Source organism: Pseudomonas sp. MSSRFD41 (assembly GCF_014230245.1).
In the GTDB taxonomy this organism is placed as follows: domain Bacteria; phylum Pseudomonadota; class Gammaproteobacteria; order Pseudomonadales; family Pseudomonadaceae; genus Aquipseudomonas; species Aquipseudomonas piscis.
On sequence record NZ_JACKZK010000001.1, the window covers coordinates 93,386 to 117,533 of the forward strand.

A 24,148-nucleotide genomic window follows, 5' to 3' on the forward strand; every position below is an offset into this window, starting at 1 on the left:
TGCCGCCGGGGGCGGGCGCGGGCAACTTTAACAGCATCCGACCCGCACCCAGAACGCCCCGCGACCAAGCCCGGCGATCACGCTGGCGGCTTGCCCGAAGTTCGCTGAAAGCCCTCTGCGTCCCAGGATTGCAGGGCCCGGCAGCGGCGATGGAAGACCACCCTGGAACCGAACATGAACGCCCCCGATCTCAACGACATCCCGGCCCGGGACTGGGTCGCCACCCGGCTGCCCCGCACCTGGCAACCCTACGCCCGGCTGATGCGCCTGGACCGGCCCATCGGCACCTGGCTGACCCTGCTGCCGGCCCTGGCTTCGCTGCTGCTGTCCGCCGGGCAGGTGCCCCCGGCCTGGCTGGTGCTGGTGTTCTGCCTCGGCGCGCTGCTGATGCGCAGCGCCGGTTGCAGCATCAACGACATCCTCGACCGGCGCTTCGATGCCCAGGTCAACCGCACCCGCCAGCGCCCCCTGGCCAACGGCTCGTTGAGCCTGCATCAAGCCCTGGCCTGCCTCGCGATCCAGCTGTTGTTGGCCGCCGCCTTGCTGTTGACCCTGCAGCCGCTGACGGTGCTGTTGGCCCTGTGCTGCGTGCCCCTGACCCTGGTCTATCCGCTGCTCAAGCGCTTCACCCACTGGCCCCAGGCGTTCCTCGGCGCGGTGTTCAATTGGGGCGTGCTGATGGCCAGCGTGGAAACCACCGGCGCCCTGCAACCCAGCGCCCTGGCGTTGTGGCTCGGTTGCCTGTTCTGGCAGCTGGGCTACGACACCCTGTATGCCTACAGCGACCGTGAAGACGACCTGAAGATGGGCCTGCGCTCCACCGCGACCCTGTTCGCTGGCCAAGGCAAGGCCTGGATCGGCGGCTTCTACACCATGACGCTGTTGTGCTGGGGCGCGGCAGGGTTGCTGGCCGGGGCCAATCCCGGATTCTTCATCCTGCTGCTGCCGATCGGGCTATCCCTGGCCTATCAGCTCAGCCTGTTCAGCCCCGACGATCCGGGACCCTGCAACCTCCTGTTCCGCAGCAACTGCCATATCGGCGTCCTGCTGCTGGCCGGGGCCTCGGTGGCCATCGTCTAGCCACGGCCTTCGCCACACCCGCAACAAAAACGACCTCCAACCACACAAGGATTTGTCATATGCCTGCCCGTTCGTTCGCCCCCGCAATGCCCTCGCCAACCTCCGGCAACCCGCCGCAACAGTGGGCGACCCTGCTGCTGCGCCTGGCCCTGGGGGCCATGTATTGCGCCCACGCGCTGTTCAAGATCCTGGTGTTGGGCTGGCCGGGAACGATCAAGCTGTTCAGCCTCACCGGCATGCCCGAGTGGCTGACCTACCCGGCGGTGGCGGCGGAACTGCTGGGCGGCTTGCTGCTGATCCTGGGGATAGGCGTGCGCTGGGTGGCCCTGGCGCTGCTGCCGATGCTGCTGGGGGCCATCGCCTTCGTCCATGGCGCCCACGGCTGGATCTACACCAGCCCGGGCGGTGGCTGGGAATACCTGGCCTTCCTGGCCGTGGTGTCGCTGGCGTTGGTCTGCCTGGGCAACGGCGCGCTGTCCCTGGCCGGATTGTTCAAGGCCCCGGTCAAAGGGCAATGGACGGCAACGCCAAGCCCTTGAGGGCCTGGGCGCTGGTGGCTTGCTCGGCCATCAGCCAGTCGACGAAACGCTGGATCAGCGGCCCCGGCGTTTACGCTGGGGCAGCACCACGCCACCGGCATTGCGAGCAAGGACTGGGGTAAGCCCTGCGGCAATGCTTTACCCTGACGCCTCTGAACACGCTGAACGCGAGGACCCATGGCCTGGCCCGACCGCCATTCACTGCTGCCGTTCCTGAGCTGGCTGCCACGCCAGACTCGCGCCAGTGTCGGCCGCGACCTGCTGGTGGGCCTGAGCGGGGCGATCCTGGCGCTGCCGCAATCGATCGCCTATGCCCTGATCGCCGGGCTGCCGCCGGAGTACGGGCTGTACGCGGCCATCGTCCCGGTGCTGGTGGCCTGCCTGTGGGGCTCGTCCTGGCACTTGATCTGCGGCCCCACGGCGGCCATTTCCATCGTTCTCTACACCAGCGTCAGCCCCCTGGCGATGCCGGCTTCGGCGGACTACATCACGCTGATCCTGCTCCTGACCCTGCTGGCCGGCATCTTCCAGTGGCTGCTGGGGATGCTGCGCTTCGGCGCGCTGGTGAACTTCGTCTCACATTCGGTGGTGCTGGGCTTCACCCTCGGCGCGGCGGTGGTGATCGCCCTGGGCCAACTGCCCAACCTGATGGGCCTGGACCTGCCGAACCAGGCCACCGCCCTTGGCAGCCTGGGCCTGCTGTTGCAGCACCTGGGCGACCTCGACCGGCCGTCCCTGCTACTGGGGCTCGGTACCCTGGCGCTGGGGGTCGGCTTCAAGCTGCTGGCCCCGCGCTGGCCAGGCCTGCTGCTGAGCCTGGTGCTCAGTGCGCTGGCGGTCTGGCTGCTGCCGGGGCTGTTCGGCCAGGTACGGCTGGTGAGTGCCTTCGCCGGCCACTTGCCGCCCCTGAGCCCGTTGCCGCTGGACCTGGAGCTGGTCCTGCGGCTGCTGCCCAGCGCCGTGGCGGTGGGCATGCTGGGGCTGGTGACCAGCCTGTCGATCGCCCGCTCGCTGTCGGCCCGCTCGGAGCAACTGCTCGACGCCAACCAGGAAGTGCGCGCCCAGGGCCTGTCGAACATCGTCGGCGCCTTCTTCTCCGGCTACCTGTCCTCCGGCTCCTTCACCCGCTCGGGGCTGAGCTACGAGGCCGGCGCCCGTTCGCCCCTGGCCGGGGTCTTCTCGGCGCTCTGGGTGGCACTGTTCACAGTGGCCGGCGCCGGGCTGATCGCCCATATCCCGATCCCCGCCATGGCCGGCAGCATCCTGCTGATCTGCTGGGGCCTGGTGGATCACCGGGCGATTCGTGCGTTGTTCCGGGTCAGTCGCGCCGAGTTCGCCGTGATGAGCCTGACCTTCGTCGCCACTTTGCTCCTGGAATTGCAGACCGCGATCTATGCCGGGGTCCTGGCGTCGCTGTTCTTCTACCTCAAGCGCACCTCGCAACCCCGGGTGCAGTACAGCCGCGAAGGCGACGAGGACATCCTGCGGGTCGGCGGCTCGATCTTCTTCGGCGCCAGCCATTACCTGCAGGTGCGGATGCAGCGCTGCCACGGGGCGAAACTGGTGATCGACGCGCGGCAGATCAACTTCATCGACTATTCGGCAGTGGCGATGCTGCACCAGGAGGCGCGCCGGCTCAGGCGCCAGGGCGGCAGCCTGACCCTGCGCCGGGCGCGGGCCTCGGTGATCGAGGAATTGCGCAAGCTCGAAGGCGCGGATAAATGCCCGATCCGCTTTGAGGATTGAGCATGGGTTGCTGTGGGGTCATAGCGACGAACCCATCGCCAGCCGGCTATTGGCGATGAACGATGAGGCGAGCCGTCAGAGCGCCAGCTGGCGCCGCAGCTCGGCCAGTACCGGGGCGCTGTCCGGGCGCACGCCACGCCACAGGAAGAAGGCTTCCGCCGCCTGCTCGGCGAGCATGCCCAGGCCATCGAGCACCTGGGCCGCGCCCTGTGCGCTGGCCCAACGGCAGAAGGTGGTCGGCTCCTTGCCGTACATCATGTCGTAGCACACCGTCCTGCCCGGCTCGACCAGGCTGCCGGAGATCGCCGGCAACTCGCCCGAAAGACTGGCGGAAGTGGCGTTGATGATCAGGTCCACCGACTCTTCCAGCCAGTCGTAACCGCTGGCCGACACCGGCCCCAGGTCGGCGAAGGCCGCGGCCAGTTGCTCGGCCTTCTCCACGGTGCGGTTGGCGATCACCACCGAGGCCGGTTGCTCGGCCAGCAACGGCTCCAGGGCACCACGCACCGCGCCACCGGCGCCCAGCAGCAGGATGCGCTTGCCCTTGAGGCCGACCCCGGCGTTGACCGTCAAGTCGCGTACCAGCCCGGCACCGTCGGTGTTGTCGCCCAGCAAGCGGCCATCGGCCTGCTTGCACAGGGTGTTCACTGCGCCGGCGCGCTGCGCCCGCTGGGTGAGGCTGTCGCACAGGCGGTAGGCTTCTTCCTTGAACGGCACGGTGACGTTGGCCCCGCGCCCGTGGGCGAAGAAGCGCCGGGCGGTGCCGGCGAAGTCGTCCAGGGGCGCCAGCAGGGTGGCGTATTCCAGCTGCTGGCCGGTCTGTTCGGCGAACAGCCGGTGGATCAACGGCGACTTGCTGTGGCCGATCGGATTACCGAAGACAACGTACTGGTCCATCTCTTCCCCCTTTGTGCACTGCCGATTCATCCGCCCGGTCCGCTCAGTGGGCGCCGGCCAGCCAGTCGCGATCCTTGAGGAAGTACTCGGTCAGGCGCGCTTCCTCGCTGCCCGGCTCGGCCTTCCAGTCATAACCCCAGCGCACCTGCGGCGGCAGCGACATGAGGATCGACTCGGTGCGGCCGCCCGATTGCAGGCCGAACAGGGTGCCACGGTCGTAGACCAGGTTGAATTCCACGTAGCGGCCCCGGCGGAACTCCTGGAATTCGCGCTGTTGCTCGGTGTAGGGGGTGGCCTTGCGGCGCTGGATGATGGGCAGGTAGGCCTCGATGTAGGCATCGCCGATGGCGCGCATGAAGGCGAAGCTGGTGTCGAAGTCCCATTCGTTCAGGTCGTCGAAGAACAGGCCGCCGATGCCCCGCGGCTCGTTGCGGTGCTTGATGTGGAAGTAGCTGTCGCACCAGGCCTTGTAGCGTGGATAGACATCGGGGCCGAAGGGCGCGCAGGCGCGCTCGGCGACCCGGTGCCAGTGCACGCAGTCTTCCTCGTTGCCGTAGTAGGGGGTCAGGTCGAAGCCGCCGCCGAACCACCAGACTGGCTCCTCGCCTTCTTTCTCGGCGATGAAGAACCGTACGTTGGCGTGGGAAGTCGGTACATGGGGGTTATGTGGATGGATCACCAGGGACACGCCCAGGGCCTCGAAGCCGCGACCGGCCAGTTCCGGCCGGTGGGCACTGGCCGATGGCGGCAGGCCGTTGCCGAACACATGGGAAAAGTTGACTCCGCCTTTTTCGATCACCGCGCCATCGCCGATCACCCGAGTGCGGCCGCCACCGCCGGCAGGGCGGGTCCAGGCGTCCTCGATGAAACGGGCGCCGCCGTCTTCGGTTTCCAGTGCGGCACAGATACGGTCTTGCAGGTCGAGCAGGTAGGCCTTCACGGCCTCGGTGCGGGTAGTCATGGCATCACCTTGGGTCGGGCAAAGCTACGCGGCGCTAGGGATGACGCGCAGGCCGGCGCAAATGGGCGCGTAGCATAACACCGCGCCGGGGCCTGCCACAGTTGACGAAGGTCAAGCAGAGGAGTCCGATAGGGCACTTTTAACAGGCGATCGAGGAGAGAGGAAAAATGGCCAAACGTATCCAGTTCCGCGCCCATGGCGGCCCCGAAGTACTTGAGTATGTGGATTACCAGCCGGCCGAGCCGGGCCCGCAGGAAGTGCGGGTCAGCAATCGGGCGATCGGCCTGAACTTCATCGACAACTACTACCGCAGTGGCTTGTATGCACCACCGGCCTTGCCCTCGGACATGGGTTTCGAAGGCGCGGGGGTGGTCGAGGCGGTGGGCAGCGCGGTGACCCGCTTCAAGGTCGGCGACCGGGTGGGCTACGGCAGCGGCCCGCTGGGCGCCTACAGCGATGTGCATGTACTGCCCGAAAGCAACTTGGTGCTGCTGCCTGAGGGCATCGGTTTCGAGCAGGCGGCGGCGGTGATGCTCAAGGGCCTGACCGTGCAGTACCTGCTGCGCCAGACCTACGAACTCAAGGGCGGCGAGACCGTGCTGTTCCACGCGGCGGCAGGTGGCGTCGGCGCCCTGGCCTGCCAGTGGGCCAAGGCCCTGGGGGTGAAGCTGATCGGTACCGTCAGCTCGCCGGAAAAAGCCGCCCTCGCCAAGGGCCTCGGCGCCTGGGAAACCATCGACTACAGCCATGAGAACGTGGCCCAGCGGGTGCTGGAGCTGACCGGCGGACGCAAATGCCCGGTGGTCTACGACGGTGTCGGCAAGGACACCTGGCTGACGTCCCTGGACTGCCTGGCGCCACGCGGCCTGATGGTCAGCTTCGGCAACGCCTCGGGGGCGGTGGAAGGGGTGAATCTGGGAATCCTGGCGGCCAAAGGCTCGCTGTACGTGACCCGGCCGACCCTGGGCAGCTACGCCGACAACGCCGAGAACCTGCAACGCATGGCCGACGACCTGTTCGGCATGATCACCAGCGGCCACATCAAGGTCGAGATCAACCAGCGCTTCGCCCTGGCGGACGCGGCCAAGGCCCACGTCGAGCTGTCGGCGCGGCGCACCACCGGTTCCACGGTACTGCTGCCCTAGCCTGGGGAAACAGCGGGCGAGGGTGGCGCGCTCCAATCGGCGCCGCAGCCCTCGCCAGCGCGGCTCAGGAAGGCCGGATCACCTTGCCGGTGGCCAGGTCGCGGATCAGGCTGGGGTTCTTGCGCCCGCCCAGGCTGCCACTCAGGACCAGGTCCAGCTGCCCCCGGAAGTACTGCTCGACCCGCAACCGGGTCCGCGCCGCCGGCCGCCCCTGGGGGTTGGCCGAGGTGGAGATCAACGGCCCGACCAGGGCACAGAGCTCGCGCACCAACGGATGATCGCTGACCCGCAAGGCCACGGTGTCGTGGACCCCGGTGACCCATTCGGGCAACAGGTTCTGATGGGGCACCAGCCAGGTATTGGGCCCCGGCCAGGTGCTGGACATGCGTTCGATCCAGGTTTCGGGGAAATCCTCGAACAGGAAGTCGAACTGGTGGATATTGTCGGCGATCAGGATCAAACCCTTGTCCACCGACCGCGACTTGATCGCCAACAGGCGATCCACCGCCTCTTCGTTCCACGGATCGCACCCCAGGCCCCAGACTGCTTCGGTTGGATAGGCAATCACCGCCCCTGCGCGAATCTCTCGTGCGGCTTGTTGCACACGCCAACTGCTGACCATTGCCGACTCTCCAGATAAAAGCTGTGCGCAGTTTACCGATCCTGCTTATAAAACCTAGCTCAGGCGCGCAAACCAGCGCCCGTTTTCATTGACCACGCGACCATCGACCTCCAGTTCGGTCAGGCTCGCCAGCACCCGCGGCAGGGGCCAGCCACTGGCCAGCGCCAGGGCCTCGCTGCCCTGGGGAGCGGCTTGCAGCAAGGCCAGCAGCGGATGGGAATCGGTGGCGACCGGCTCGGCTGGCGGCGGCAAGCGCTGCCAGCCCTGCAGCGTCTCGAGGATGTGCTGGACGCTTTCCACCAGCACCGCGCCATCGCGAATCAGCTGGTGACAACCGCGGGCGCCGGGGTGATGGATCGAACCGGGAATGGCATACACCTCGCGCCCCTGTTCTGCCGCCAGCCGGGCAGTGATCAGCGAGCCGCTGGCGACACTGGCCTCGACCACCAGCACCCCCAGGGACAGGCCGCTGATGATCCGGTTGCGCCGAGGAAAATGCTCCGGACGCGGCCCGGTATCCAGGGCGAACTCGGACACCAGCGCGCTGCCTTGCTCGACCATCGCCCGGGCCAGCTCCCGGTGATGCTGTGGATAACAATTTTCCAGGCCGGTGCCGAGCACCGCCACGGTGCGCCCGCCGACCTCCAGCGCCGCCCGGTGCGCGGCCCCGTCGATGCCCAGGGCCAGGCCGCTGGTGATGACGAAACCGGCCGCGGCCAGGTTCCGGGAAAACGCCGCCGCCGTATCCAGGCCGGGCCGCGAGGCACGCCGGCTGCCCACCAGCGCCAACTGTGGCGACTCGAGGATCGTCGGATCGCCGGCCACGAACAGCAGGGGCGGGGCGTCCTCCAACTGGGCCAGCAACGCCGGGTAGCCGGGCTGGTCCCACATCAGCAAATGCCTGGCCTGGCCGTCTATCCAGGCCAGTGCACGCCGAGCATCCTCGCGCACCGTAGCGCTGCGCCGGGCCTCGGCACAGGCCGCCGGCAATCCCAGGGACTGCCAGGCAGCGGCCGGGGCGCTGAGGGCCTTGGCCGCACCACCGAAAGCCTGGAGCAGGCGCTTGAAACGCATGGGGCCAAGGCCAGGCAGGCCATGCAAACGTAAACGGGCCTCCAGTTCCGCAGGGGAAATGGCGCCAATGGTCGAGTGCGACATGGATCATCCTTGATCGTCATGGCTGCGGCATACACCGGAACAACCTGTGGATAAATCTGTTGGTAACTTGTTGAGGAACACCTTCCCTCAAGACCCCAGGCACTTGCCCGGGCACTCTTGGCCAAGCCAGGCTGGCACGGACGCGCATGGATGGGAAAAAGCGCCGGCGATGCGCCTGCAGCCCAGGGACAGCAAGGCGAACAGTGATTTCCTCAGGGGCTGAATCCCTTTATCATGTGCGTTCGCGTGAAACGCCAAAGCCAGCACGGCTCGCTCCCTTGCAGAGCACGTTTTACATCGGCGGCCCAGGTCCAGGACCTGCCCGGACGCCGGATCCGCCCTCATTTCACACGTGTAGCAATTACGCCTATGGCCATTTTAAACATCCTCGAATTCCCCGATTCGCGCCTGCGCACTATCGCCAAACCCGTGGCCGTAGTGGACGACGAAGTGCGTCAGTTGGTCGACGACATGTTTGAAACAATGTATGAGGCCCCGGGCATCGGCCTGGCGGCGACCCAGGTCAACGTGCACAAGCGCGTCGTGGTCATGGACCTGTCCGAAGACCGCAGCGAGCCCCGGGTCTTCATCAACCCCGAGTTCGAGCCCCTGACCGACGAGATGGACCAGTACCAGGAAGGTTGCCTGTCGGTACCGGGCTTCTACGAAAACGTCGACCGCCCGCAGCGGGTCAAGGTCAAGGCCCTGGACCGCGACGGCCAGCCCTACGAGTTGATCGCCGAAGGTTTGCTGGCGGTGTGCATCCAGCACGAGTGCGACCACCTCAACGGCAAGCTGTTCGTCGACTACCTGTCCACGCTCAAGCGCGACCGGATCAAGAAGAAGCTGGAAAAGCAGCATCGCCAGCAGGCTTGATGGCCGTCTTGCAAAGGCTTGCCATGGCAAGCCTTTTTCTTTTTCGCATCTTCAGCAAGCGAGATTCCCCATGACTGAGCCATTGCGCATCGTCTTTGCCGGCACCCCCGAATTCGCCGCCGAACACCTCAAGGCCCTGCTCGCCAGCCCCTACGAGATCGTGGCCGTCTATACCCAGCCCGATCGCCCGGCCGGCCGTGGGCAGAAGCTGATGCCGAGCGCGGTCAAGGCGCTGGCCGTGGAGCATGCGATCCCGGTCTATCAGCCGCAGACCCTGCGCAACGCCGAGGCCCAGGCCGAACTGGCCGCACTCCAGCCGGACCTGATGGTGGTGGTGGCCTACGGCCTGATCCTGCCCCAGGCAGTGCTGGATATCCCACGCCTGGGCTGTATCAACAGCCATGCCTCGCTGCTGCCACGCTGGCGTGGTGCGGCGCCGATCCAGCGCGCCGTGCAAGCCGGCGATGCCGAGAGCGGCGTGACCGTGATGCGCATGGAAGCGGGCCTGGACACCGGGCCGATGCTGCTCAAGGTAGTCACCCCGATCAACGCCGAAGACACCGGCGGCACCTTGCACGACCGCCTGGCCGCCATGGGCCCGGGCGCCGTGGTGCAAGCCATCGCCGGCCTGGCCGCCGACACCCTGCAAGGCGAAGTGCAGGACGATAGCCTGGCCACCTACGCCCACAAGCTGAACAAGGACGAGGCACGCATCGACTGGAGCCGTCCCGCCGTGGAACTGGAACGCCTGGTCCGCGCCTTCAACCCATGGCCGGTGTGCCATAGCACCCTCGATGGCGAGAGCGTGAAGGTCCTGGCCGCCAACGTCTCCACAGGCCAGGGCGCTCCCGGTGAAATCCTATCCGCCAGCAAGGACGGCCTGGTCGTCGCCTGCGGTGCCGGCGCCCTGAGCCTGACCCGCCTGCAATTGCCCGGTGGCAAGGCCCTGGCCTTCAGCGACCTGTTCAACAGTCGCCGCGAGAAGTTCGCCAGCGGCAAGGTACTCGGCCAATGAATCCACGCCTGGCTGCCGCCCGTGCCCTGGCCGCCGTACTCAGCGGCAAGGCCTCGCTCAACAGCTCACTGCCCGCGCAGTTGGACAAGGTCGAGGAGCGCGATCGCGGCCTGACCCAGGACCTGGCCTTCGGCACCGCCCGCTGGCAACCGCGCCTCGAGCTGCTGGCCGCGCAATTGCTGCAGAAGCCCTTCAAGGCGGCCGACGCCGATGTCCAGGCGCTGCTGCTGGTGGGCCTGTACCAGCTGTTCTACAGCCGCATCCCGGCCCACGCCGCCATCGGCGAGACCGTCGGTTGTGCCGACAAGCTCAAGAAACCCTGGGCCAAGGGCCTGCTCAATGCCGTGCTGCGCCGCGCCCAGCGTGAGGGCGAGGCACTGCTCGCCGGCATGGAGCGCGACCCGGTGGTGCGTACTGCCCACCCGCGCTGGCTGCAGAAATCGCTCAAGGCCTTCTGGCCCGAGCAATGGGAAGCCATCTGCGCCGCCAACAACGCCCATCCGCCGATGATCCTGCGGGTCAACCGCCGCCACCACAGCCGCGATGCCTACCTGGCGCTGCTGGCCGAAGCGGGCGTTGGCGCCAGCGCCTGCCCGTACAGCGCAGACGGCATCCTGCTGGCCGAGGCCAGTGACGTGCGCGGCCTGCCAGGCTTCGCCGAAGGCTGGGTGAGCGTGCAGGACGAAGCCGCGCAACTGGCCGCCGACCTGCTGGACCTGGCCCCCGGGCAGCGGGTGCTGGACGCCTGCTGCGCCCCTGGCGGCAAGACCTGCCACATCCTCGAAGCCGAGCCGGCCCTGGCCGGCGTGGTGGCCGTGGACCTGGAAGCCAAGCGCCTGGTCCGCGTGCGGGAAAACCTCGAGCGCCTGGGGCTGGACGCTCAACTGATCGCCGCCGACGGCCGCGACACCCAGGCCTGGTGGGACGGCAAGCCGTTCCAGCGCATCCTGCTGGACGCGCCCTGTTCGGCTACCGGGGTGATCCGCCGGCATCCGGACATCAAGCTGACCCGCCAGCCCGACGACATCGCGGCCCTGGCGCAACTGCAAGGCGAGCTGCTCGATAGCCTGTGGCAAACCCTCGAGGTGGGCGGCATCCTGCTCTACGCCACCTGCTCGACCCTGCCCACCGAGAACACCGAGGTGATCGGCGCCTTCCTTGCCCGCACCCCGGGCGCCCGGGAGCTGGACCTGGCCACTGCAGCCGGCCTGCGCCAGCCCCACGGCCGCCAGCTGCTGGCCCAGGAGGGCGGCCACGACGGCTTCTACTATGCCAAGCTGATCAAGATCGCCGCCTCGCGCGGGTAAGCACAAGAATCTAGGGAGTAGTGGATGAAGATCATCATCCTCGGCGCCGGCCAAGTAGGCGGCACGCTGGCCGAACACCTGGCCAGCGAAGCCAACGACATCACCGTGGTGGATACCGATGGCGAACGCCTGCGCGATCTCGGCGATCGCCTGGACATCCGCACGGTGCAAGGCCGCGGCTCCTTTCCCACGGTGCTGCGCCAGGCCGGGGCCGATGACGCCGACATGCTGGTGGCCGTGACCAACAGCGACGAAACCAACATGGTGGCCTGCCAGGTCGCCCACACCCTGTTCCACACCCCGACCAAGATCGCCCGGGTGCGCGAGGCCGCCTACCTGACCCGCGCCGGCCTGTTCGACAACGATGCCATTCCGGTGGACGTGCTGATCAGCCCGGAACAGGTGGTGACCAACTACATCAAGCGCCTGATCGAGCACCCCGGTTCGCTGCAGGTGATCGACTTCTACGAGGGCAAGGCCCAGCTGGTGGCGGTGAAGGCCTACTACGGCGGCCCGCTGGTCGGCCAGCAACTGCGCCAACTGCGCGAGCACATGCCCAACGTCGACACCCGGGTGGCGGCGATCTTCCGCCGCGACCGGCCGATCATGCCCACCGGCGACACGGTGATCGAGGCCGACGACGAAGTGTTCTTCATCGCCGCCAAGGCCCACATCCGCGCGGTGATGAGCGAGATGCGCCGGCTCGAGGAATCCTACAAGCGCATCGTCATCGCCGGTGGCGGGCAGATCGGCGAGCGCCTGGCCGAGGCCATCGAGAGCCGCTACCAGGTCAAGATCATCGAGATGAACCCGGCCCGCTGTCGCTACCTCTCCGATACCCTGGACAGCACCGTGGTCCTGCAAGGCAGCGCCTCGGACCGCGACCTGCTGCTGGAAGAGAACATCGCCGACGCCGATATCTTCCTGGCCCTGACCAACGACGACGAGGCCAACATCATGTCCTCGCTGCTGGCCAAGCGCCTGGGGGCGAAGAAGGTCATGACCATCATCAACAATCCGGCCTATGTCGACCTGATCCAGGGTGGCGATATCGATATCGCCATCAGTCCGCAATTGGCCACCATCGGCACCCTGCTGGCCCACGTACGCCGTGGCGATATCGTCAGCGTGCACTCGCTGCGCCGGGGCGCGGCGGAAGCCATCGAGGCCGTCGCCCATGGCGACGCCAAGTCGAGCAAGGTGATCGGACGGGCCATCGGCGACCTCGGCCTGCCGCCGGGGACCACCATCGGCGCGGTCATCCGTGATGAAGAGGTGCTGATCGCCCACGACGATACGGTGATCGAGGCCGGGGACCACGTGATCCTGTTCCTTGTGGATAAAAAACATATCCGCGATGTGGAGAAGCTGTTCCACGTGGGCCTGAGCTTCTTCTGATCGAACGCTGTCTTGTCCACAGGAGGGACGACAATGCTGGAATCGCTGGAAAAAATGCTCGCCAAGGGTGTGGATAACCCACTGCTGCGCTTCGGCCTGGGCAAGGGCTACCTGGATCAGGGCGAGCATGCCCGGGCCGCCGCCCACCTGCACCAGTGCGTGACCCAGGACCCGAAGTATTCCGCGGCCTGGAAATTGCTGGGCAAGGCCTTGCAAGGGCAGGGCGAGCTACAAGCGGCGCGCCAGGCCTGGGAGCAGGGCCTGGAGGCGGCCCGGAGCCAGGGCGACAAACAGGCGGAAAAGGAAATGACCGTGTTCCTGAAAAAACTCGACCGCCAGTCCCAAGGCTGACCCTCACCCGGTAACCGCTGCCGCAGGCGGCGAACGAGCGCAACGCTCGCGGGGGCTCTCAAGATCACCAAAGGCTCAGCGAAAGACCGCCAAGCAAGGCCCTGCGGTCCTTTTCGCCGCCTCGCGGGCTCGGCAGCGGCTACCTACAGGGGCGGGCTCAGAGATAGCGCAGGGAGATGCCCTCGGCGTCCACCTGCACCACTTCCATGCGCACCCGTGGCGCGGCCGCCGGCAAGCCCTGCACCTGGCCATAGACCACGGCGCCCCTGGGCAACCGCGCCAGCTGCGGGCTTTGCACATAGACGCCGCTGGCCGAGAGGTTGCGGGTCTGCCCCAGGCATTCGCCGATGCTCTCGTGGGAAATCTTGATACGGAACGACTTGCGGTGATCGGACATCTTCTGCGCCCTTGTCCAGTGTCTGTGGATAATCTCGAGCGAGGTTATCCACAGATCGTGCCAGCTCTGTCAGTACCAGCGCGCCTCGCCAGGAGGGCGCTTCTTGAAACGCTTCATGCTCCACATGTACTGGCTCGGGTAGGCCGCCACGTAACGCTCGACCACCTTGCTCATGGCCGCGCAGGAGACTTCGGTGTCGGTGCTGTACATGTCCTGCGGAGCCGCCTCGAGGATCACCTTGTAGCCCGAGCCGTCGGGCAGGCGCAGGGCATGCAGGAACACGCCAACGGCCTTGCCGCCGGCCAGCATGTTGGGCACGAACTTGCTGGTCAGGGCCTGGGTGGCGAAGAAGGGCACGAAGATCCCGGCGGATTCGGCCGGTTCCGGGTCGGCGGGAATGCCCACCGAGCCGCCCTTGCGCACTTCCTTGATGACGCTGAGGATGCCTTCCTTGGTGGAGGCCGCCACGCGGTTGCCCAGTTGCACCCGCTGCTTGCGCAGCAGTTCGTCCACCGCCTTGAGCTTGGGCGGACGGTAGAAAATGATCGGTTTGCACTGGCTGCAGTAGAAGTGATTGAGCACTTCCCAGTTGCCCAGGTGGCTGGTGATGCCCACCACGCCCTTGCCCGAGGCCAGGGCCTGCTGGAGCACTTCCAGGCCCTGGACTTCACGCACCAGGGCAATGGAGCGCTCGGCCGGCCAGATCCAGGCACAGGCGCTCTCGGTCAGGGACTTGCCGATGTCCTTCAGGCTCTGCCCGACCAGACGCTCGCGCTCGGCGGGGTTCATCTGGGGAAAACACTTGGCCAGGTTGATGCGCACCACGTCGCGGGAGCGGTTGGGCGTCTTCCACATGATCCAGCCGATGGCCGCGCCGACCGCCTGCACCGCGCGCCAGGGCAGCAGGGCAAACAACCGCAGGGCTCCCACCAGCAGGGCGCCTTTGAACTTATCCACAGATGACTCCTGATCTCTTGGTCATGACCTAGTCGCAGCCGGCTATTCTAACCAGCCATCGGCGCCTGTGCGAAAGCGCCTGCCGTGGCGCTCATGGCGCCGGGGAGCTCAGGCTGGGGTAACGATCGCAGTCGCGGGTGTGGTCCATGACCATGCCCGAAGCCTGCATCAGCGCGTAGCAGATGGTCGGGCCGACGAAGGTGAAACCGGCCTTGCGCAAGCCTCGGCTCATGGCCTCGGCCTCGGGCGTCACCGCCGGGACCTCGCTGCGATCGGCAAAATGGTTGATCTTCGGCACGCCGCCGACGAAGGACCAGAGGAACGCCACCGGATCGTCCAGTTCCAGCCAGGCCTGGGCATTGCGCCGCGCGGCCTCGAGCTTGAGGCGGTTGCGGATGATGCCCGGATCGAGCATCAGCTCGTCGATCTCGGCATCGCTCATCTGCGCCACCCGTTGCACATCGAAGCCGAACAGTACCTGCCGATAGCGCTCGCGCTTCTTCAGCACAGTGATCCATGACAACCCGGCCTGGAACCCTTCGAGCAATAACAACTCGAACAAGCGCTGCCCATCGCGCAGCGGTACGCCCCATTCCTGATCGTGATAAGCCATGTACAACGGATCTTCGGTACACCAAAAGCAGCGTGGCATAAGGCTCCAGGGGGCGTGCGCAGGACCGAATCGGGTATACTCCCGCTCCTTAAATCGCAGCCCAAGTAACAGGTGAATTTCGTGAGCCAGCCTACGCCAGCCGTGCGTACCTTCCAAGACTTGATCCTCGCCCTCCAGCAGTACTGGGCCGAGCAAGGTTGTGTGGTACTTCAGCCCTACGATATGGAAGTAGGCGCCGGCACTTTCCACACCGCCACATTCCTGCGGGCCATCGGCCCGGAAACCTGGAACGCCGCCTACGTGCAGCCAAGCCGCCGCCCCACTGACGGCCGCTACGGCGAGAACCCCAACCGCCTGCAGCACTACTACCAGTTCCAGGTGGTCCTCAAGCCCAACCCCGAGAACTTCCAGGAGCTGTACCTGGGCTCGCTCAAGCACGTGGGCCTGGACCCACTGGTGCACGACATCCGTTTCGTCGAGGACAACTGGGAATCGCCGACCCTGGGCGCCTGGGGCCTGGGCTGGGAAGTCTGGCTCAACGGCATGGAAGTGACCCAGTTCACCTACTTCCAGCAGGCCGGCGGCATCGAGTGCTACCCGGTGACCGGCGAGATCACCTATGGCCTGGAGCGCCTGGCCATGTACCTGCAGGGCGTGGACTCGGTCTACGACCTGGTCTGGGCCGACGGCCCGTTCGGCAAGGTCACCTATGGCGATGTGTTCCACCAGAACGAGGTGGAGCAGTCGACCTACAACTTCGAGCACGCCAACGTCGACAAGCTGTTCGAACTGTTCGATTTCTATGAAAGCGAAGCCAAGCGCCTGATCGAGCTGGACCAGCCGCTGCCGTTGCCGAGCTATGAAATGGTCCTCAAGGCCTCGCACACCTTCAACCTGCTGGATGCACGCCGGGCCATCTCGGTGACCGCGCGCCAGCAGTACATCCTGCGTGTGCGCACCCTGGCGCGTTCCGTCGCGCAAGCCTACCTGCTGGCCCGGGCCAAGCTGGGCTTCCCGATGGCGACCCCGGACCTGCGTGATGAAGTGTTGGCTAAGTTGGAGGCGGCACAATGAGTGCGCAAGATTTTCTGGTTGAACTGGGCACTGAAGAACTGCCACCCAAGGCCCTGGCGACCCTGGCCGAAGCCTTTCTGGCCGGCATCGAAAAAGGCCTGCAGAGCGCTGGCCTGAGCTTTGAAGCCAAGCACGTCTACGCCGCGCCACGGCGCCTGGCGGTACTGATCACCCAGTTGGCCACCCAGCAGCCGGACCGCAGCATCAACCTCGACGGCCCGCCACGCCAGGCGGCCTTCGATGCCGAGGGCAACCCGACCCAGGCCGCCCTGGGCTTCGCCAAGAAGTGCGGCGTGGACCTGAGCGAGATCGACCAGAGCGGTCCGAAACTGCGCTACAGCCAGAGCATCAAGGGCAAGCCTACCGCCAGCCTGCTGCCGACCATCGTCGAGGATTCGCTCAACGACCTGCCGATTCCCAAGCGCATGCGCTGGGCCGCGCGCAAGGAAGAGTTCGTGCGTCCGACCCAGTGGCTGGTCATGCTCCTGGGCGATGAAGTCATCGACTGCACCATCCTGGCCCAGAAGGCCGGTCGCGACTCCCGTGGCCATCGCTTCCACCACCCACAGAGCGTGCGCATCACCGCGCCGGCCAACTACCTGGCCGACCTGCGTGCCGCCTACGTACTGGCCGACGCCAACGAGCGCCGCGAGCTGATCAGCAAGCGCACCGAAGAGCTGGCGCGCCTGCAGGAAGGCACCGCCATCGTCCCGGCCGACCTGCTGGACGAGGTCACCGCCCTGGTTGAGTGGCCGGTACCGCTGGTGTGCTCGTTCGAGGAGCGGTTCCTGGAAGTGCCCCAGGAAGCCCTGATCACCACCATGCAGGACAACCAGAAGTACTTCTGCCTGCTGGACGTGGATGGCAAGCTGCTGCCGCGCTTCATCACCGTGGCCAACATCGAGAGCAAGGACCCGCGCCAGATCATCGAGGGCAACGAGAAAGTCGTGCGCCCACGCCTGACCGACGCCGAGTTCTTCTTCAAGCAAGACAAGAAGCAGAAGCTCGAGGACTTCAACCAGCGCCTGCAGAACGTGGTTTTCCAGGAGAAGCTGGGCAGCGTCTACGACAAGGCCGAGCGTGTTTCCAAGCTGGCCGCCTTCATCGCCCCGCGCATCGGTGGCGACGCCCAGCGCGCAGCCCGTGCCGGCATCCTTTCCAAGTGCGACCTGGCCACCGAGATGGTCGGCGAGTTCCCCGAGATGCAAGGCATCGCTGGCTACTACTACGCCCTCAATGACGGCGAGCCGCAAGACGTGGCCCTGGCCCTCAACGAGCAATACATGCCCCGTGGCGCCGGTGCCGAGCTGCCCAGCACCCTGACCGGTGCCGCCGTGGCCATCGCCGACAAGCTCGATACCCTGGTGGGCATCTTCGGCATCGGCATGCTGCCCACCGGTAGCAAGGACCCTTACGCCCTGCGCCGTGCGGCCCTGGGCGTGCTGCGGATCCTGATCGAGAAGAAGCTCGACCTGGACCTGAACGAAGCGGTGGCCTTCGCCGTCGGCGCCTTCGGCAGCAAGGTCAAGGCCGCCGGCCTGGCCGAGCAGGTGCTGGAGTTCATCTTCGACCGCCTGCGCGCACGCTACGAGGACGAAGGCGTGGACGTGGCCACCTACCTGTCGGTACGGGCCCTGAAACCGGGTTCGGCCCTGGACTTCGACCAGCGCGTACAGGCCGTGCAGGCCTTCCGCAAGCTGCCGGAAGCCGCGGCGCTGGCAGCGGTGAACAAGCGCGTGTCGAACCTGCTGAGCAAGATCGAAGGCAACGTGCCGACCACCATCGAAGCCAAGTACTTCGACAATGCCAACGAGTTCTCCCTGTATTCGGCGATCCAGCAGGCGGACCAGGCTGTCCAGCCCATGGCCGCAGCCCGCCAGTACAGCGAGACCCTGGCCCGCCTGGCCGCCCTGCGCGAGCCGGTGGACGCCTTCTTCGAGGCGGTGATGGTCAATGCCGAAGACGCCAACGTACGGGCCAACCGCTATGCGCTGCTGGCGCGCCTGCGTGGCCTGTTCCTGGGCGTGGCCGACATTTCGGTACTGAGCTGAGCGGATAGGGAACTGCTGTGAAACTGCTGATACTCGATCGCGACGGCGTGATCAATCACGACTCCGATGCCTATATCAAATCGGTGCAGGAGTGGATACCGATCCCCGGATCGATCGAAGCCATTGCGCAGTTGAGCAAGGCCGGCTGGACGGTGGCGGTGGCCACCAACCAGTCCGGCATTGCCCGCGGCTACTACGACCTGGCCACCCTCGACGCCATGCACGCGCGCCTGCGCGAGCTGGTGGCGGAGCAGGGCGGCGAAGTCGGGCTGATCGTCCATTGTCCCCATGGTCCGGATGAAGGCTGCGACTGCCGCAAGCCCAAGCCGGGAATGCTGCGGACCATCGCCGAACACTACCAGGCCGACCTCGGCCATCTATGGTTCGTAGGTGACAGTCTCAGTGACCTGGAGGCGGCAACAGCCGTCGACTGTCAGCCCGTATTGGTAAAGACCGGAAAAGGCGAAAAGACCCTGGGGAAAACCCTGCCGGTAGGCACCTTGATTTTTGACGACTTGGCGGCCGTTGCCGCTGAACTTATCCACAATTAGGCCCCTTCTGGCATCCTGATCCAGGACCGTTCGGGAGAGCGCTTTTTAAAGCGGGCATGCCCGCAATGGTAAATGCCGCTATGTCGATCCTGCAGGCCATCAGAACCTTCTTCTTTTACCTGCTGTTGAGCACCAGCGCCTTGCTGTGGTGCTCCCTGAGCTTTTTCATCGCGCCGTTCCTGCCTTTCAAGGCGCGCTATCGCTTTATCAATGTCTACTGGTGTCGCTGTGCCCTGTGGCTGACCAAGGTATTGCTCGACATCCGCGTAGAAGTGAAGGGCGCGGACAATGTTCCGGAACGCCCCTGCGTGATCGTCTCGAACCACCAGAGCACCTGGGAGACCTTCTTCCTCTCGGCCTACTTCCAACCCTTGAGCCAAGTGCTCAAGCGTGAACTGCTGTACGTGCCGTTCTTCGGCTGGGCCATGGCCATGCTGCGCCCCATCGCCATCGACCGGGACAACCCCAAGGCCGCCCTCAAGCAAGTGGCGAGCAAGGGCGATGAACTGCTCAAGGACAACGTCTGGGTACTGATCTTCCCCGAAGGCACCCGCGTGCCCCATGGCCAGATCGGCAAGTTCTCCCGCAGTGGCAGTGCCCTGGCGGTGAACGCCGGCTTGCCGGTCTTGCCGGTGGCCCATAACGCCGGCAAATTCTGGCCCAAGACAGGCTGGAGCAAGCGCCCCGGAACCATCACCGTGACCATTGGCGCGCCCATGTACGCCGAAGGCAGCGGCCCACGGGCCATCGCCGATCTCAACGACCGGGTGGCGGCCTGGAACGAGCAGGCCCAGCAGGAAATGGGCTCATTGCCAGCATCGGGCTCTACTGCGGATAAGGTTGCTGTATGAACAACTGTGGATAACCTGTGCACGAATTTTCCTAGCACCCTTGAAACAAATATATAAATCACTGATTTATATACATATTTCAGAAGCTCATAAAATATGGAAAAAGGTGCATAAGTTTTACGCCTAAAGAAAAAAACCGGCCTTTGTGCCGGTTTTTTCGCCTCGTTATTTCCTCCGGTGCTATTCCTCCAGCAGAGGCAGCTCGAGGATGAAGCAAGAGCCTTGGCCCACCACGCTTTGGCAGTTGATGCGCCCCTGGTGGCGGTCCATCACCGCCTTGACCATCGACAACCCCAGGCCCAGCCCGTCGATGCCCCGGGCCGAGGCAAACCGCTGGTACTGGCCGAACAACTGGGGCAAGTCCGCGGCAGCGATGCCCTGGCCTTCATCGCGGACTTCACAACGCAGCCAGCCTTCGGCGCAACTGACCACGACGCTCACGGTGGAGCCTTCCGGGCTGTACTTGATGGCGTTCTCCAGCAGGTTGAACAACGCCCGGGTCAACAGCGACTGGTCCGCCAGCACCAGGCTCTCGGCCTGCTCGTCCAGGCTATGGCGCAGTTGGATGTGCTTGAGCTGGGCCAGGGTATTGGCCTGGTCGAAGGCATCCAGCACCAGCATGGCGAACATGCTCGGCTCGAACTGATAGACCTCCGACTCGGCCTTGGCCAACTGCACGAAAGCCTCGGTCAGGGTCAGGGCCCGACGCACCTGCTGCTCGATCTGGCCGTAGACCTGCTTGGGCAGCGACGGCTGGCGCTGCTGCACATCCAGCAAGGCGAGGATCGCCGAGTGGGGCGCACGCAGGTCATGGGACAGGAACCGCAGCAGCACCCCGCGCTGCTGTTCGGCATCGCGCTCGACGCTCAGGTCGGTCAGGCTCAGCAGCCAGCCAAGCGGCGTCTCGCTGTCCACCGGCAGCAACGGCGCCAGTTCCACCCGCAGGCTGCGTTGCTGGATATCGCGGAATTCCACGCTGGGCAATTGCCCCAGGCCGGGATACTGCGCCGGCTCGGCCAGCCCCGGATACCCCAGGGCCGCCAGTTGTTCCAACAGCGAATGCCCCACCAGTGAATGCGCGAAGACTTCCCGGGCATTGCGGTTGGCCAGCAGGATCCGCCCCTCCGGATCGCTGATCAGGGTCGCCACCGGCAGGCATTCCAGGCCGTCGGCGATAAAGCGCCGGGTGTCCCGGGTCCGGCCCAGGGCCTGCTCCAGGGCGACGATCTGGCCTTGCAGCACATCGCCCACCGGTTCCTGGGGGCGCCGGCGTTCGGGCAACACCTTGGGTTCGCTGTCCAGGCGCTGCAGCTCCCAGCCGAAGTAACTCAAGATGACCTGCAGGCGCCGCCAGTTCCAGATCAGGTACGCCAGCAACATGCCCAGCAAGCTGGCCACCGGCGACCACCAGTAGCCCAGGCGCAACATCGATACCGAGCCCAGCAACGCCAGGCCCATGCAGCCCAGGGTTATCCACAGGGCATGACGCGGGCGCCAGAGCAGCAGGCCGAGCAAGGCGGCGGTCAGGATCACCGACAGCGCCACCCCCGACCACTGCCCCAGCGCCACCACGGTACGGTGCTGCAACAAGCCGTTGAGCAGGTTGGCCTGGATCTCGACGCCCGGGGTGGTGCCCTGGCTGCCGGATTGCGCGGTCACGTAGCGATCCCCCAGGCCCGGGGCCGTGGACCCCACCAGGATCAGCCGATCCCGCAGCAGCTCCGGCGGGACTTCACCGCGCAGAACGCTGACGTAGGGCACGCTGGGAAACCCCGCAGCCTTGGCGATGAAAGGGATGCGCACCGGGTTGGCCCGCAACCAGCCCCGGGTCAGCTCCGGCTCGCCGCTGCCCGGCATCCGTGGCACCAGCGTGTCGGCTTCGGTGAGCTGGTACATCAGCCAGGTCAGTTGCGCCCGGGGCGCCTGTTGCGGCCCTTCGCGCAGGTAGACGCTGCGCACCGTACCGTCGGGGTCGGCCTCGGCGTTGATATGGCCCAGGCCACGGGCGCAGTTGCGCAACGGCGCCACCGGCAGCAGCTCGCCCAGGTCCTGGCCATAACGGGCCACGCCTTCGCGCAGTACCGGCAGGAACACGTTGCCGGCACGGCACAGGGCCGCGGCCAGGCGAGTATCGTTTTCCACGGTACTGCCAGGTTCGCTGAGGATCACGTCGAACAGCACGCCCTTGGCTCCGGCCGTCGTCAGCCGATCGAGCAACTGGCCGTGGATCGCCCGTGGCCAGGGCCAGCGCCCCAACTGCTGGAGGCTGTAGTCGTCGATGGTGACCAAGAGGATCCGCGAATCCACCGACAGCGGGGTAAAGCGGCGCAGCTGGTCATAGAACAGGTTGCTCAGCGCCAGCCCATGGCTCAGGGACAGTGCCGCCGTCAGCGGCAACAAGAGCAGGCTGACCCACAGCCACTCGCGCACCAGGCGATGGAACAGCTGCTGGGCCAGGGACAGTTCACGACCGTCGCGACGACGGCTCCACAGGCTCATCGGCAACCCGTTGGCGGGTTACTGGACACGGCTGTTCCTGGGGTAATAGAAAATGTCATAGACCCCGGTTTCTCCTTCCAGGCCATGCTCGTCGAATGCCGAAAGGCGTACATGATAGAAAAACGCCTGCAACCCAGTGAAGTTGACTTGCGGGGTACTGGAGAACTGTTCCTGCTTGATGTTCAGGAAATCCTTGTCGGTAGCCACCTGGGCCCGATAGCGCCGGGCACCGGGCAATGGCTCGAGGATCAGCTGCCAGGCGGGTAGGGCACCGGTTTGCCCAGCCTGCCCCAGCAGCCGGGGCGCGGCCAGCAATTGCACCGGCTTGAGCTCGCCCTCCTTGCGCACCCGCATGCCCTGGCGCGCCATCACCTGCACTTCTGCCGGCTGCGGACCGGCCGGTTTATCCACAACCCGCTTGCGCGAACGAGGGGAGGGCGGGGTAATGGCGTCCTCGTCCCGGTTCACCGCCACCTGGCCATTGAGCACCTCCACCAGCGATTGCTGGTCATCGTTGCGCACGCGGAAGTGGGTTCCGCGTACACCCAGCACTCCCACCGGGGTCACGATCTGGAAACGGTCGTGATCGCTGTTGCGCTTGATCACGTAGGACTCGATCTGGCCCTGCTCCAATACCAGCTGGGGAATGCCGTACTGCTCGTTCAACCGCAGGGTGACCTGGGAGCTGGAGGGCAACACCACCCGCGAGCCATCGCCCAGGGACAGGCTGACGAACGCCGAGGGCGAAGTCTTCACGCTTTCCTTCTCGTCGATATCCATGCCTTCTTCCAGGGCGGTCTCGCGGCCCTTGGCGTCCAGCTTCCAGGCTTCGCCGGTCAGGTGCTCGACCGTCGCCGGCAACGGTTGGCCACGGCACTGCTGGTTATCGTCGATATAGGGCAGGCGCTTGGCTGGAGAAACGGCGGCATTGGCCATCGAGTCGGACAAGGCCAGCACCACGCCGAACAGGAGCGGGACGAACATGGCCCGGTGGCGAATAGGTAAGTACGTCATGAAATCATCGGATCCGTGGTCGCGCTCTGCTGAAGTCCGTGACATTAGAACTAGATTGTTGGCGTGCTGGCCATAGCTCTCGACCGAAACCGGTCCATAGCCTTTCATCCCTGTTGGAACGGCACAACCGCTCAAGAGCGGTTGTGCGTGCCTAGCCTTGGGTCACCGGTCGGGCCTGGGGCCCCCCGGCGCTACGGGTCAGTCCCGGCCAGTAGCGATCAGACGATAGGCCAGGGCTCCCAGGCTCGCACCCAGCAGCGGAGCGATCCAGAACAGCCAGAGTTGGGATACAGCCCACTCGCCGGCAAAAAATGCTACTGCGGTACTGCGGGCCGGGTTGACCGAAGTATTGGTGACCGGAATGCTGATCAAGTGGATCAACGTCAGGGTCAGGCCAATGGCGATCGGGGCGAAACCGGGAGCGGCACGCTTGGAGGTGGCGCCCAGGATGACCAGCAGGAACATCGCCGTCAGCACCACTTCACACAGCAGGGCCGCGAGCATCGAGTAACCGCCTGGCGAGTGCTCGCCATAGCCGTTGGCGGCAAAACCGGCCGAAGCGTCGAAACCGGCCTTGCCCGAGGCGATCAGGAACAATACCGCACCGGCTGCCAGGCCACCGAGCACCTGGGCGACGATGTACGGCAACAGGCGGTTACCCGGGAAACGTCCGCCTAACCACAGGCCCAGCGACACCGCCGGGTTGAAGTGCGCGCCGGAAATCGGCCCCACGGCATAGGCCATGGTCAAGACGCTGAGGCCAAAGGCCAGGGCGACGCCCAGGTAGCCAATGCCCAATTGTGGAACGCCGGCAGCCAGTACGGCACTGCCGCAACCGCCCAGCACCAACCAGAACGTACCAAAGAATTCCGCGCCGAGTATTTTCATCAGAGGCCTTCACAGATGTTCGAAATGAGAGGGAGAGTGGTGAGATCGCCGACAAACAGCGCAGGAGGGAGACACATCCTTGTGTCGAGTATTACGTCCTGAGGAGGCACTCCCTGTTTTCCCCTGTACGGTGAATCGAAGCGAGCTTCGGTCCGCAG

General features: G+C 65.7%; 23 protein-coding genes and 1 pseudogene. 13 read left to right on the forward strand and 11 right to left on the reverse strand.

Annotation, left to right across the window (positions count from 1 at the left end; genetic code table 11):
* The first annotated feature begins 174 nt into the window (after window positions 1-174).
* Window positions 175-1,080 (forward strand): 4-hydroxybenzoate octaprenyltransferase, encoded by a 906-nt coding sequence (gene ubiA, locus H7A76_RS00475; protein ID WP_185696727.1) that lies wholly within the window; start codon window positions 175-177, stop codon window positions 1,078-1,080.
* Window positions 1,081-1,139: 59 nt separating this feature from the next.
* Window positions 1,140-1,619, forward strand: coding sequence for a DoxX family protein (locus H7A76_RS00480; RefSeq protein ID WP_185696728.1), 480 nt, complete (start codon window positions 1,140-1,142; stop codon window positions 1,617-1,619).
* Here the strand turns inward: H7A76_RS00480 and H7A76_RS32250 are convergent.
* Window positions 1,585-1,715 (reverse strand): annotated as a pseudogene (locus tag H7A76_RS32250) (LysR family transcriptional regulator); the annotation flags it as partial. The gene H7A76_RS00480 and the pseudogene H7A76_RS32250 overlap by 35 nt on opposite strands.
* Window positions 1,716-1,796: 81 nt before the next feature.
* Here H7A76_RS32250 and H7A76_RS00485 point away from each other — a divergent pair.
* The gene (locus H7A76_RS00485) at window positions 1,797-3,365 is read left to right on the forward strand and encodes a SulP family inorganic anion transporter (protein ID WP_185696729.1); all 1,569 of its coding nucleotides are present in this window, start codon (window positions 1,797-1,799) and stop codon (window positions 3,363-3,365) included.
* Window positions 3,366-3,440: 75 nt separating this feature from the next.
* Here the strand turns inward: H7A76_RS00485 and aroE are convergent, their stop codons facing one another.
* Both aroE and hemF read right to left on the reverse strand, forming a co-directional pair.
* Window positions 3,441-4,262 carry a shikimate dehydrogenase gene (aroE, locus tag H7A76_RS00490; protein ID WP_185696730.1) on the reverse strand — a complete coding sequence of 274 codons (822 nt, stop codon included), beginning with the start codon at window positions 4,260-4,262 and terminating at the stop codon, window positions 3,441-3,443.
* 43 nt (window positions 4,263-4,305) lie between these two features.
* Window positions 4,306-5,223 carry an oxygen-dependent coproporphyrinogen oxidase gene (hemF, locus tag H7A76_RS00495; RefSeq protein ID WP_185696731.1) on the reverse strand — a complete coding sequence of 306 codons (918 nt, stop codon included), beginning with the start codon at window positions 5,221-5,223 and terminating at the stop codon, window positions 4,306-4,308.
* A gap of 167 nt (window positions 5,224-5,390) precedes the next feature.
* Between hemF and H7A76_RS00500 the strand changes: the two genes are divergently transcribed.
* On the forward strand, window positions 5,391-6,368 hold the full coding sequence (locus H7A76_RS00500) for an NADPH:quinone reductase (RefSeq protein WP_185696732.1): 978 nt from the start codon (window positions 5,391-5,393) through the stop codon (window positions 6,366-6,368).
* 64 nt (window positions 6,369-6,432) lie between these two features.
* Here the strand turns inward: H7A76_RS00500 and H7A76_RS00505 are convergent, their stop codons facing one another.
* On the reverse strand, window positions 6,433-6,990 hold the full coding sequence (locus H7A76_RS00505) for an L-threonylcarbamoyladenylate synthase (RefSeq protein ID WP_185696733.1): 558 nt from the start codon (window positions 6,988-6,990) through the stop codon (window positions 6,433-6,435).
* A gap of 54 nt (window positions 6,991-7,044) precedes the next feature.
* Window positions 7,045-8,148: a DNA-processing protein DprA gene (dprA, locus tag H7A76_RS00510; protein ID WP_185696734.1), complete on the reverse strand. Its 1,104-nt coding sequence runs from the start codon at window positions 8,146-8,148 to the stop codon at window positions 7,045-7,047.
* Window positions 8,149-8,517: 369 nt separating this feature from the next.
* Here dprA and def point away from each other — a divergent pair, with 369 nt between their 5' ends.
* The 5 genes from def (at window position 8,518) to H7A76_RS00535 (ending at window position 13,095) form a co-directional block, all read left to right on the forward strand.
* On the forward strand, window positions 8,518-9,024 hold the full coding sequence (gene def / locus H7A76_RS00515; RefSeq protein WP_185696735.1) for a peptide deformylase: 507 nt from the start codon (window positions 8,518-8,520) through the stop codon (window positions 9,022-9,024).
* Window positions 9,025-9,094: 70 nt separating this feature from the next.
* Window positions 9,095-10,039, forward strand: coding sequence for a methionyl-tRNA formyltransferase (fmt, locus tag H7A76_RS00520; protein ID WP_185696736.1), 945 nt, complete (start codon window positions 9,095-9,097; stop codon window positions 10,037-10,039).
* Window positions 10,036-11,346 (forward strand): 16S rRNA (cytosine(967)-C(5))-methyltransferase RsmB, encoded by a 1,311-nt coding sequence (rsmB, locus tag H7A76_RS00525; RefSeq protein ID WP_185696737.1) that lies wholly within the window; start codon window positions 10,036-10,038, stop codon window positions 11,344-11,346. Before fmt ends, rsmB begins: the two co-directional genes overlap by 4 nt.
* 24 nt (window positions 11,347-11,370) lie before the next feature.
* A complete protein-coding gene (gene trkA / locus H7A76_RS00530) occupies window positions 11,371-12,744 on the forward strand; it encodes a Trk system potassium transporter TrkA (RefSeq protein WP_053137831.1) in 1,374 nt (457 codons plus the stop codon).
* A gap of 33 nt (window positions 12,745-12,777) precedes the next feature.
* Window positions 12,778-13,095, forward strand: coding sequence for a tetratricopeptide repeat protein (locus tag H7A76_RS00535; protein WP_185696738.1), 318 nt, complete (start codon window positions 12,778-12,780; stop codon window positions 13,093-13,095).
* Window positions 13,096-13,252: 157 nt separating this feature from the next.
* Here H7A76_RS00535 and H7A76_RS00540 read toward each other — a convergent pair whose 3' ends face one another.
* The 3 genes from H7A76_RS00540 to H7A76_RS00550 form a co-directional block, all read right to left on the reverse strand.
* On the reverse strand, window positions 13,253-13,492 hold the full coding sequence (locus H7A76_RS00540) for a PilZ domain-containing protein (protein WP_185696739.1): 240 nt from the start codon (window positions 13,490-13,492) through the stop codon (window positions 13,253-13,255).
* A 69-nt stretch (window positions 13,493-13,561) separates the two neighbouring features.
* Window positions 13,562-14,449: a lysophospholipid acyltransferase gene (locus H7A76_RS00545; protein ID WP_185696740.1), complete on the reverse strand. Its 888-nt coding sequence runs from the start codon at window positions 14,447-14,449 to the stop codon at window positions 13,562-13,564.
* Between the two features lie 91 nt (window positions 14,450-14,540).
* Window positions 14,541-15,101: a DNA-3-methyladenine glycosylase I gene (locus tag H7A76_RS00550; RefSeq protein ID WP_185696741.1), complete on the reverse strand. Its 561-nt coding sequence runs from the start codon at window positions 15,099-15,101 to the stop codon at window positions 14,541-14,543.
* 81 nt (window positions 15,102-15,182) lie between these two features.
* On the opposite strand from H7A76_RS00550, the gene glyQ reads away from it, so the two are divergent.
* The 4 genes from glyQ (at window position 15,183) to H7A76_RS00570 (ending at window position 19,589) form a co-directional block, all read left to right on the forward strand.
* Window positions 15,183-16,136 carry a glycine--tRNA ligase subunit alpha gene (gene glyQ / locus H7A76_RS00555; protein ID WP_022641565.1) on the forward strand — a complete coding sequence of 318 codons (954 nt, stop codon included), beginning with the start codon at window positions 15,183-15,185 and terminating at the stop codon, window positions 16,134-16,136.
* Window positions 16,133-18,187: a glycine--tRNA ligase subunit beta gene (glyS, locus tag H7A76_RS00560; RefSeq protein WP_185696742.1), complete on the forward strand. Its 2,055-nt coding sequence runs from the start codon at window positions 16,133-16,135 to the stop codon at window positions 18,185-18,187. The genes glyQ and glyS overlap by 4 nt, the downstream gene beginning before the upstream one ends.
* Before the next feature lie 17 nt (window positions 18,188-18,204).
* The gene (gmhB, locus tag H7A76_RS00565; RefSeq protein ID WP_185696743.1) at window positions 18,205-18,738 is read left to right on the forward strand and encodes a D-glycero-beta-D-manno-heptose 1,7-bisphosphate 7-phosphatase; all 534 of its coding nucleotides are present in this window, start codon (window positions 18,205-18,207) and stop codon (window positions 18,736-18,738) included.
* Between the two features lie 80 nt (window positions 18,739-18,818).
* Window positions 18,819-19,589, forward strand: coding sequence for a lysophospholipid acyltransferase family protein (locus tag H7A76_RS00570; protein ID WP_185696744.1), 771 nt, complete (start codon window positions 18,819-18,821; stop codon window positions 19,587-19,589).
* A gap of 180 nt (window positions 19,590-19,769) precedes the next feature.
* Here the strand turns inward: H7A76_RS00570 and H7A76_RS00575 are convergent, their stop codons facing one another.
* The 3 genes from H7A76_RS00575 to aqpZ form a co-directional block, all read right to left on the reverse strand.
* Window positions 19,770-22,088: a CHASE2 domain-containing protein gene (locus H7A76_RS00575; RefSeq protein WP_185696745.1), complete on the reverse strand. Its 2,319-nt coding sequence runs from the start codon at window positions 22,086-22,088 to the stop codon at window positions 19,770-19,772.
* A gap of 18 nt (window positions 22,089-22,106) precedes the next feature.
* Window positions 22,107-23,102, reverse strand: coding sequence for a FecR domain-containing protein (locus H7A76_RS00580; protein WP_185696746.1), 996 nt, complete (start codon window positions 23,100-23,102; stop codon window positions 22,107-22,109).
* 198 nt (window positions 23,103-23,300) lie between these two features.
* Window positions 23,301-23,990 carry an aquaporin Z gene (gene aqpZ, locus H7A76_RS00585; protein ID WP_185696747.1) on the reverse strand — a complete coding sequence of 230 codons (690 nt, stop codon included), beginning with the start codon at window positions 23,988-23,990 and terminating at the stop codon, window positions 23,301-23,303.
* Between the last annotated feature and the right edge of the window lie 158 nt (window positions 23,991-24,148).

Bases quoted from the DNA above. Each gene is read 5' to 3' on its own strand.
- ubiA (WP_185696727.1), top strand. From the start codon at position 175: ATGAACGCCCCCGATCTCAACGACATCCCGGCCCGGGACTGGGTCGCC.
- H7A76_RS00480 (WP_185696728.1), top strand. From the start codon at position 1,140: ATGCCTGCCCGTTCGTTCGCCCCCGCAATGCCCTCGCCAACCTCCGGC.
- H7A76_RS00485 (WP_185696729.1), top strand. From the start codon at position 1,797: ATGGCCTGGCCCGACCGCCATTCACTGCTGCCGTTCCTGAGCTGGCTG.
- aroE (WP_185696730.1), bottom strand. From the start codon at position 4,262: ATGGACCAGTACGTTGTCTTCGGTAATCCGATCGGCCACAGCAAGTCG.
- hemF (WP_185696731.1), bottom strand. From the start codon at position 5,223: ATGACTACCCGCACCGAGGCCGTGAAGGCCTACCTGCTCGACCTGCAA.
- H7A76_RS00500 (WP_185696732.1), top strand. From the start codon at position 5,391: ATGGCCAAACGTATCCAGTTCCGCGCCCATGGCGGCCCCGAAGTACTT.
- H7A76_RS00505 (WP_185696733.1), bottom strand. From the start codon at position 6,990: ATGGTCAGCAGTTGGCGTGTGCAACAAGCCGCACGAGAGATTCGCGCA.
- dprA (WP_185696734.1), bottom strand. From the start codon at position 8,148: ATGTCGCACTCGACCATTGGCGCCATTTCCCCTGCGGAACTGGAGGCC.
- def (WP_185696735.1), top strand. From the start codon at position 8,518: ATGGCCATTTTAAACATCCTCGAATTCCCCGATTCGCGCCTGCGCACT.
- fmt (WP_185696736.1), top strand. From the start codon at position 9,095: ATGACTGAGCCATTGCGCATCGTCTTTGCCGGCACCCCCGAATTCGCC.
- rsmB (WP_185696737.1), top strand. From the start codon at position 10,036: ATGAATCCACGCCTGGCTGCCGCCCGTGCCCTGGCCGCCGTACTCAGC.
- trkA (WP_053137831.1), top strand. From the start codon at position 11,371: ATGAAGATCATCATCCTCGGCGCCGGCCAAGTAGGCGGCACGCTGGCC.
- H7A76_RS00535 (WP_185696738.1), top strand. From the start codon at position 12,778: ATGCTGGAATCGCTGGAAAAAATGCTCGCCAAGGGTGTGGATAACCCA.
- H7A76_RS00540 (WP_185696739.1), bottom strand. From the start codon at position 13,492: ATGTCCGATCACCGCAAGTCGTTCCGTATCAAGATTTCCCACGAGAGC.
- H7A76_RS00550 (WP_185696741.1), bottom strand. From the start codon at position 15,101: ATGCCACGCTGCTTTTGGTGTACCGAAGATCCGTTGTACATGGCTTAT.
- glyS (WP_185696742.1), top strand. From the start codon at position 16,133: ATGAGTGCGCAAGATTTTCTGGTTGAACTGGGCACTGAAGAACTGCCA.
- H7A76_RS00570 (WP_185696744.1), top strand. From the start codon at position 18,819: ATGTCGATCCTGCAGGCCATCAGAACCTTCTTCTTTTACCTGCTGTTG.
- H7A76_RS00575 (WP_185696745.1), bottom strand. From the start codon at position 22,088: ATGAGCCTGTGGAGCCGTCGTCGCGACGGTCGTGAACTGTCCCTGGCC.
- H7A76_RS00580 (WP_185696746.1), bottom strand. From the start codon at position 23,102: ATGACGTACTTACCTATTCGCCACCGGGCCATGTTCGTCCCGCTCCTG.
- aqpZ (WP_185696747.1), bottom strand. From the start codon at position 23,990: ATGAAAATACTCGGCGCGGAATTCTTTGGTACGTTCTGGTTGGTGCTG.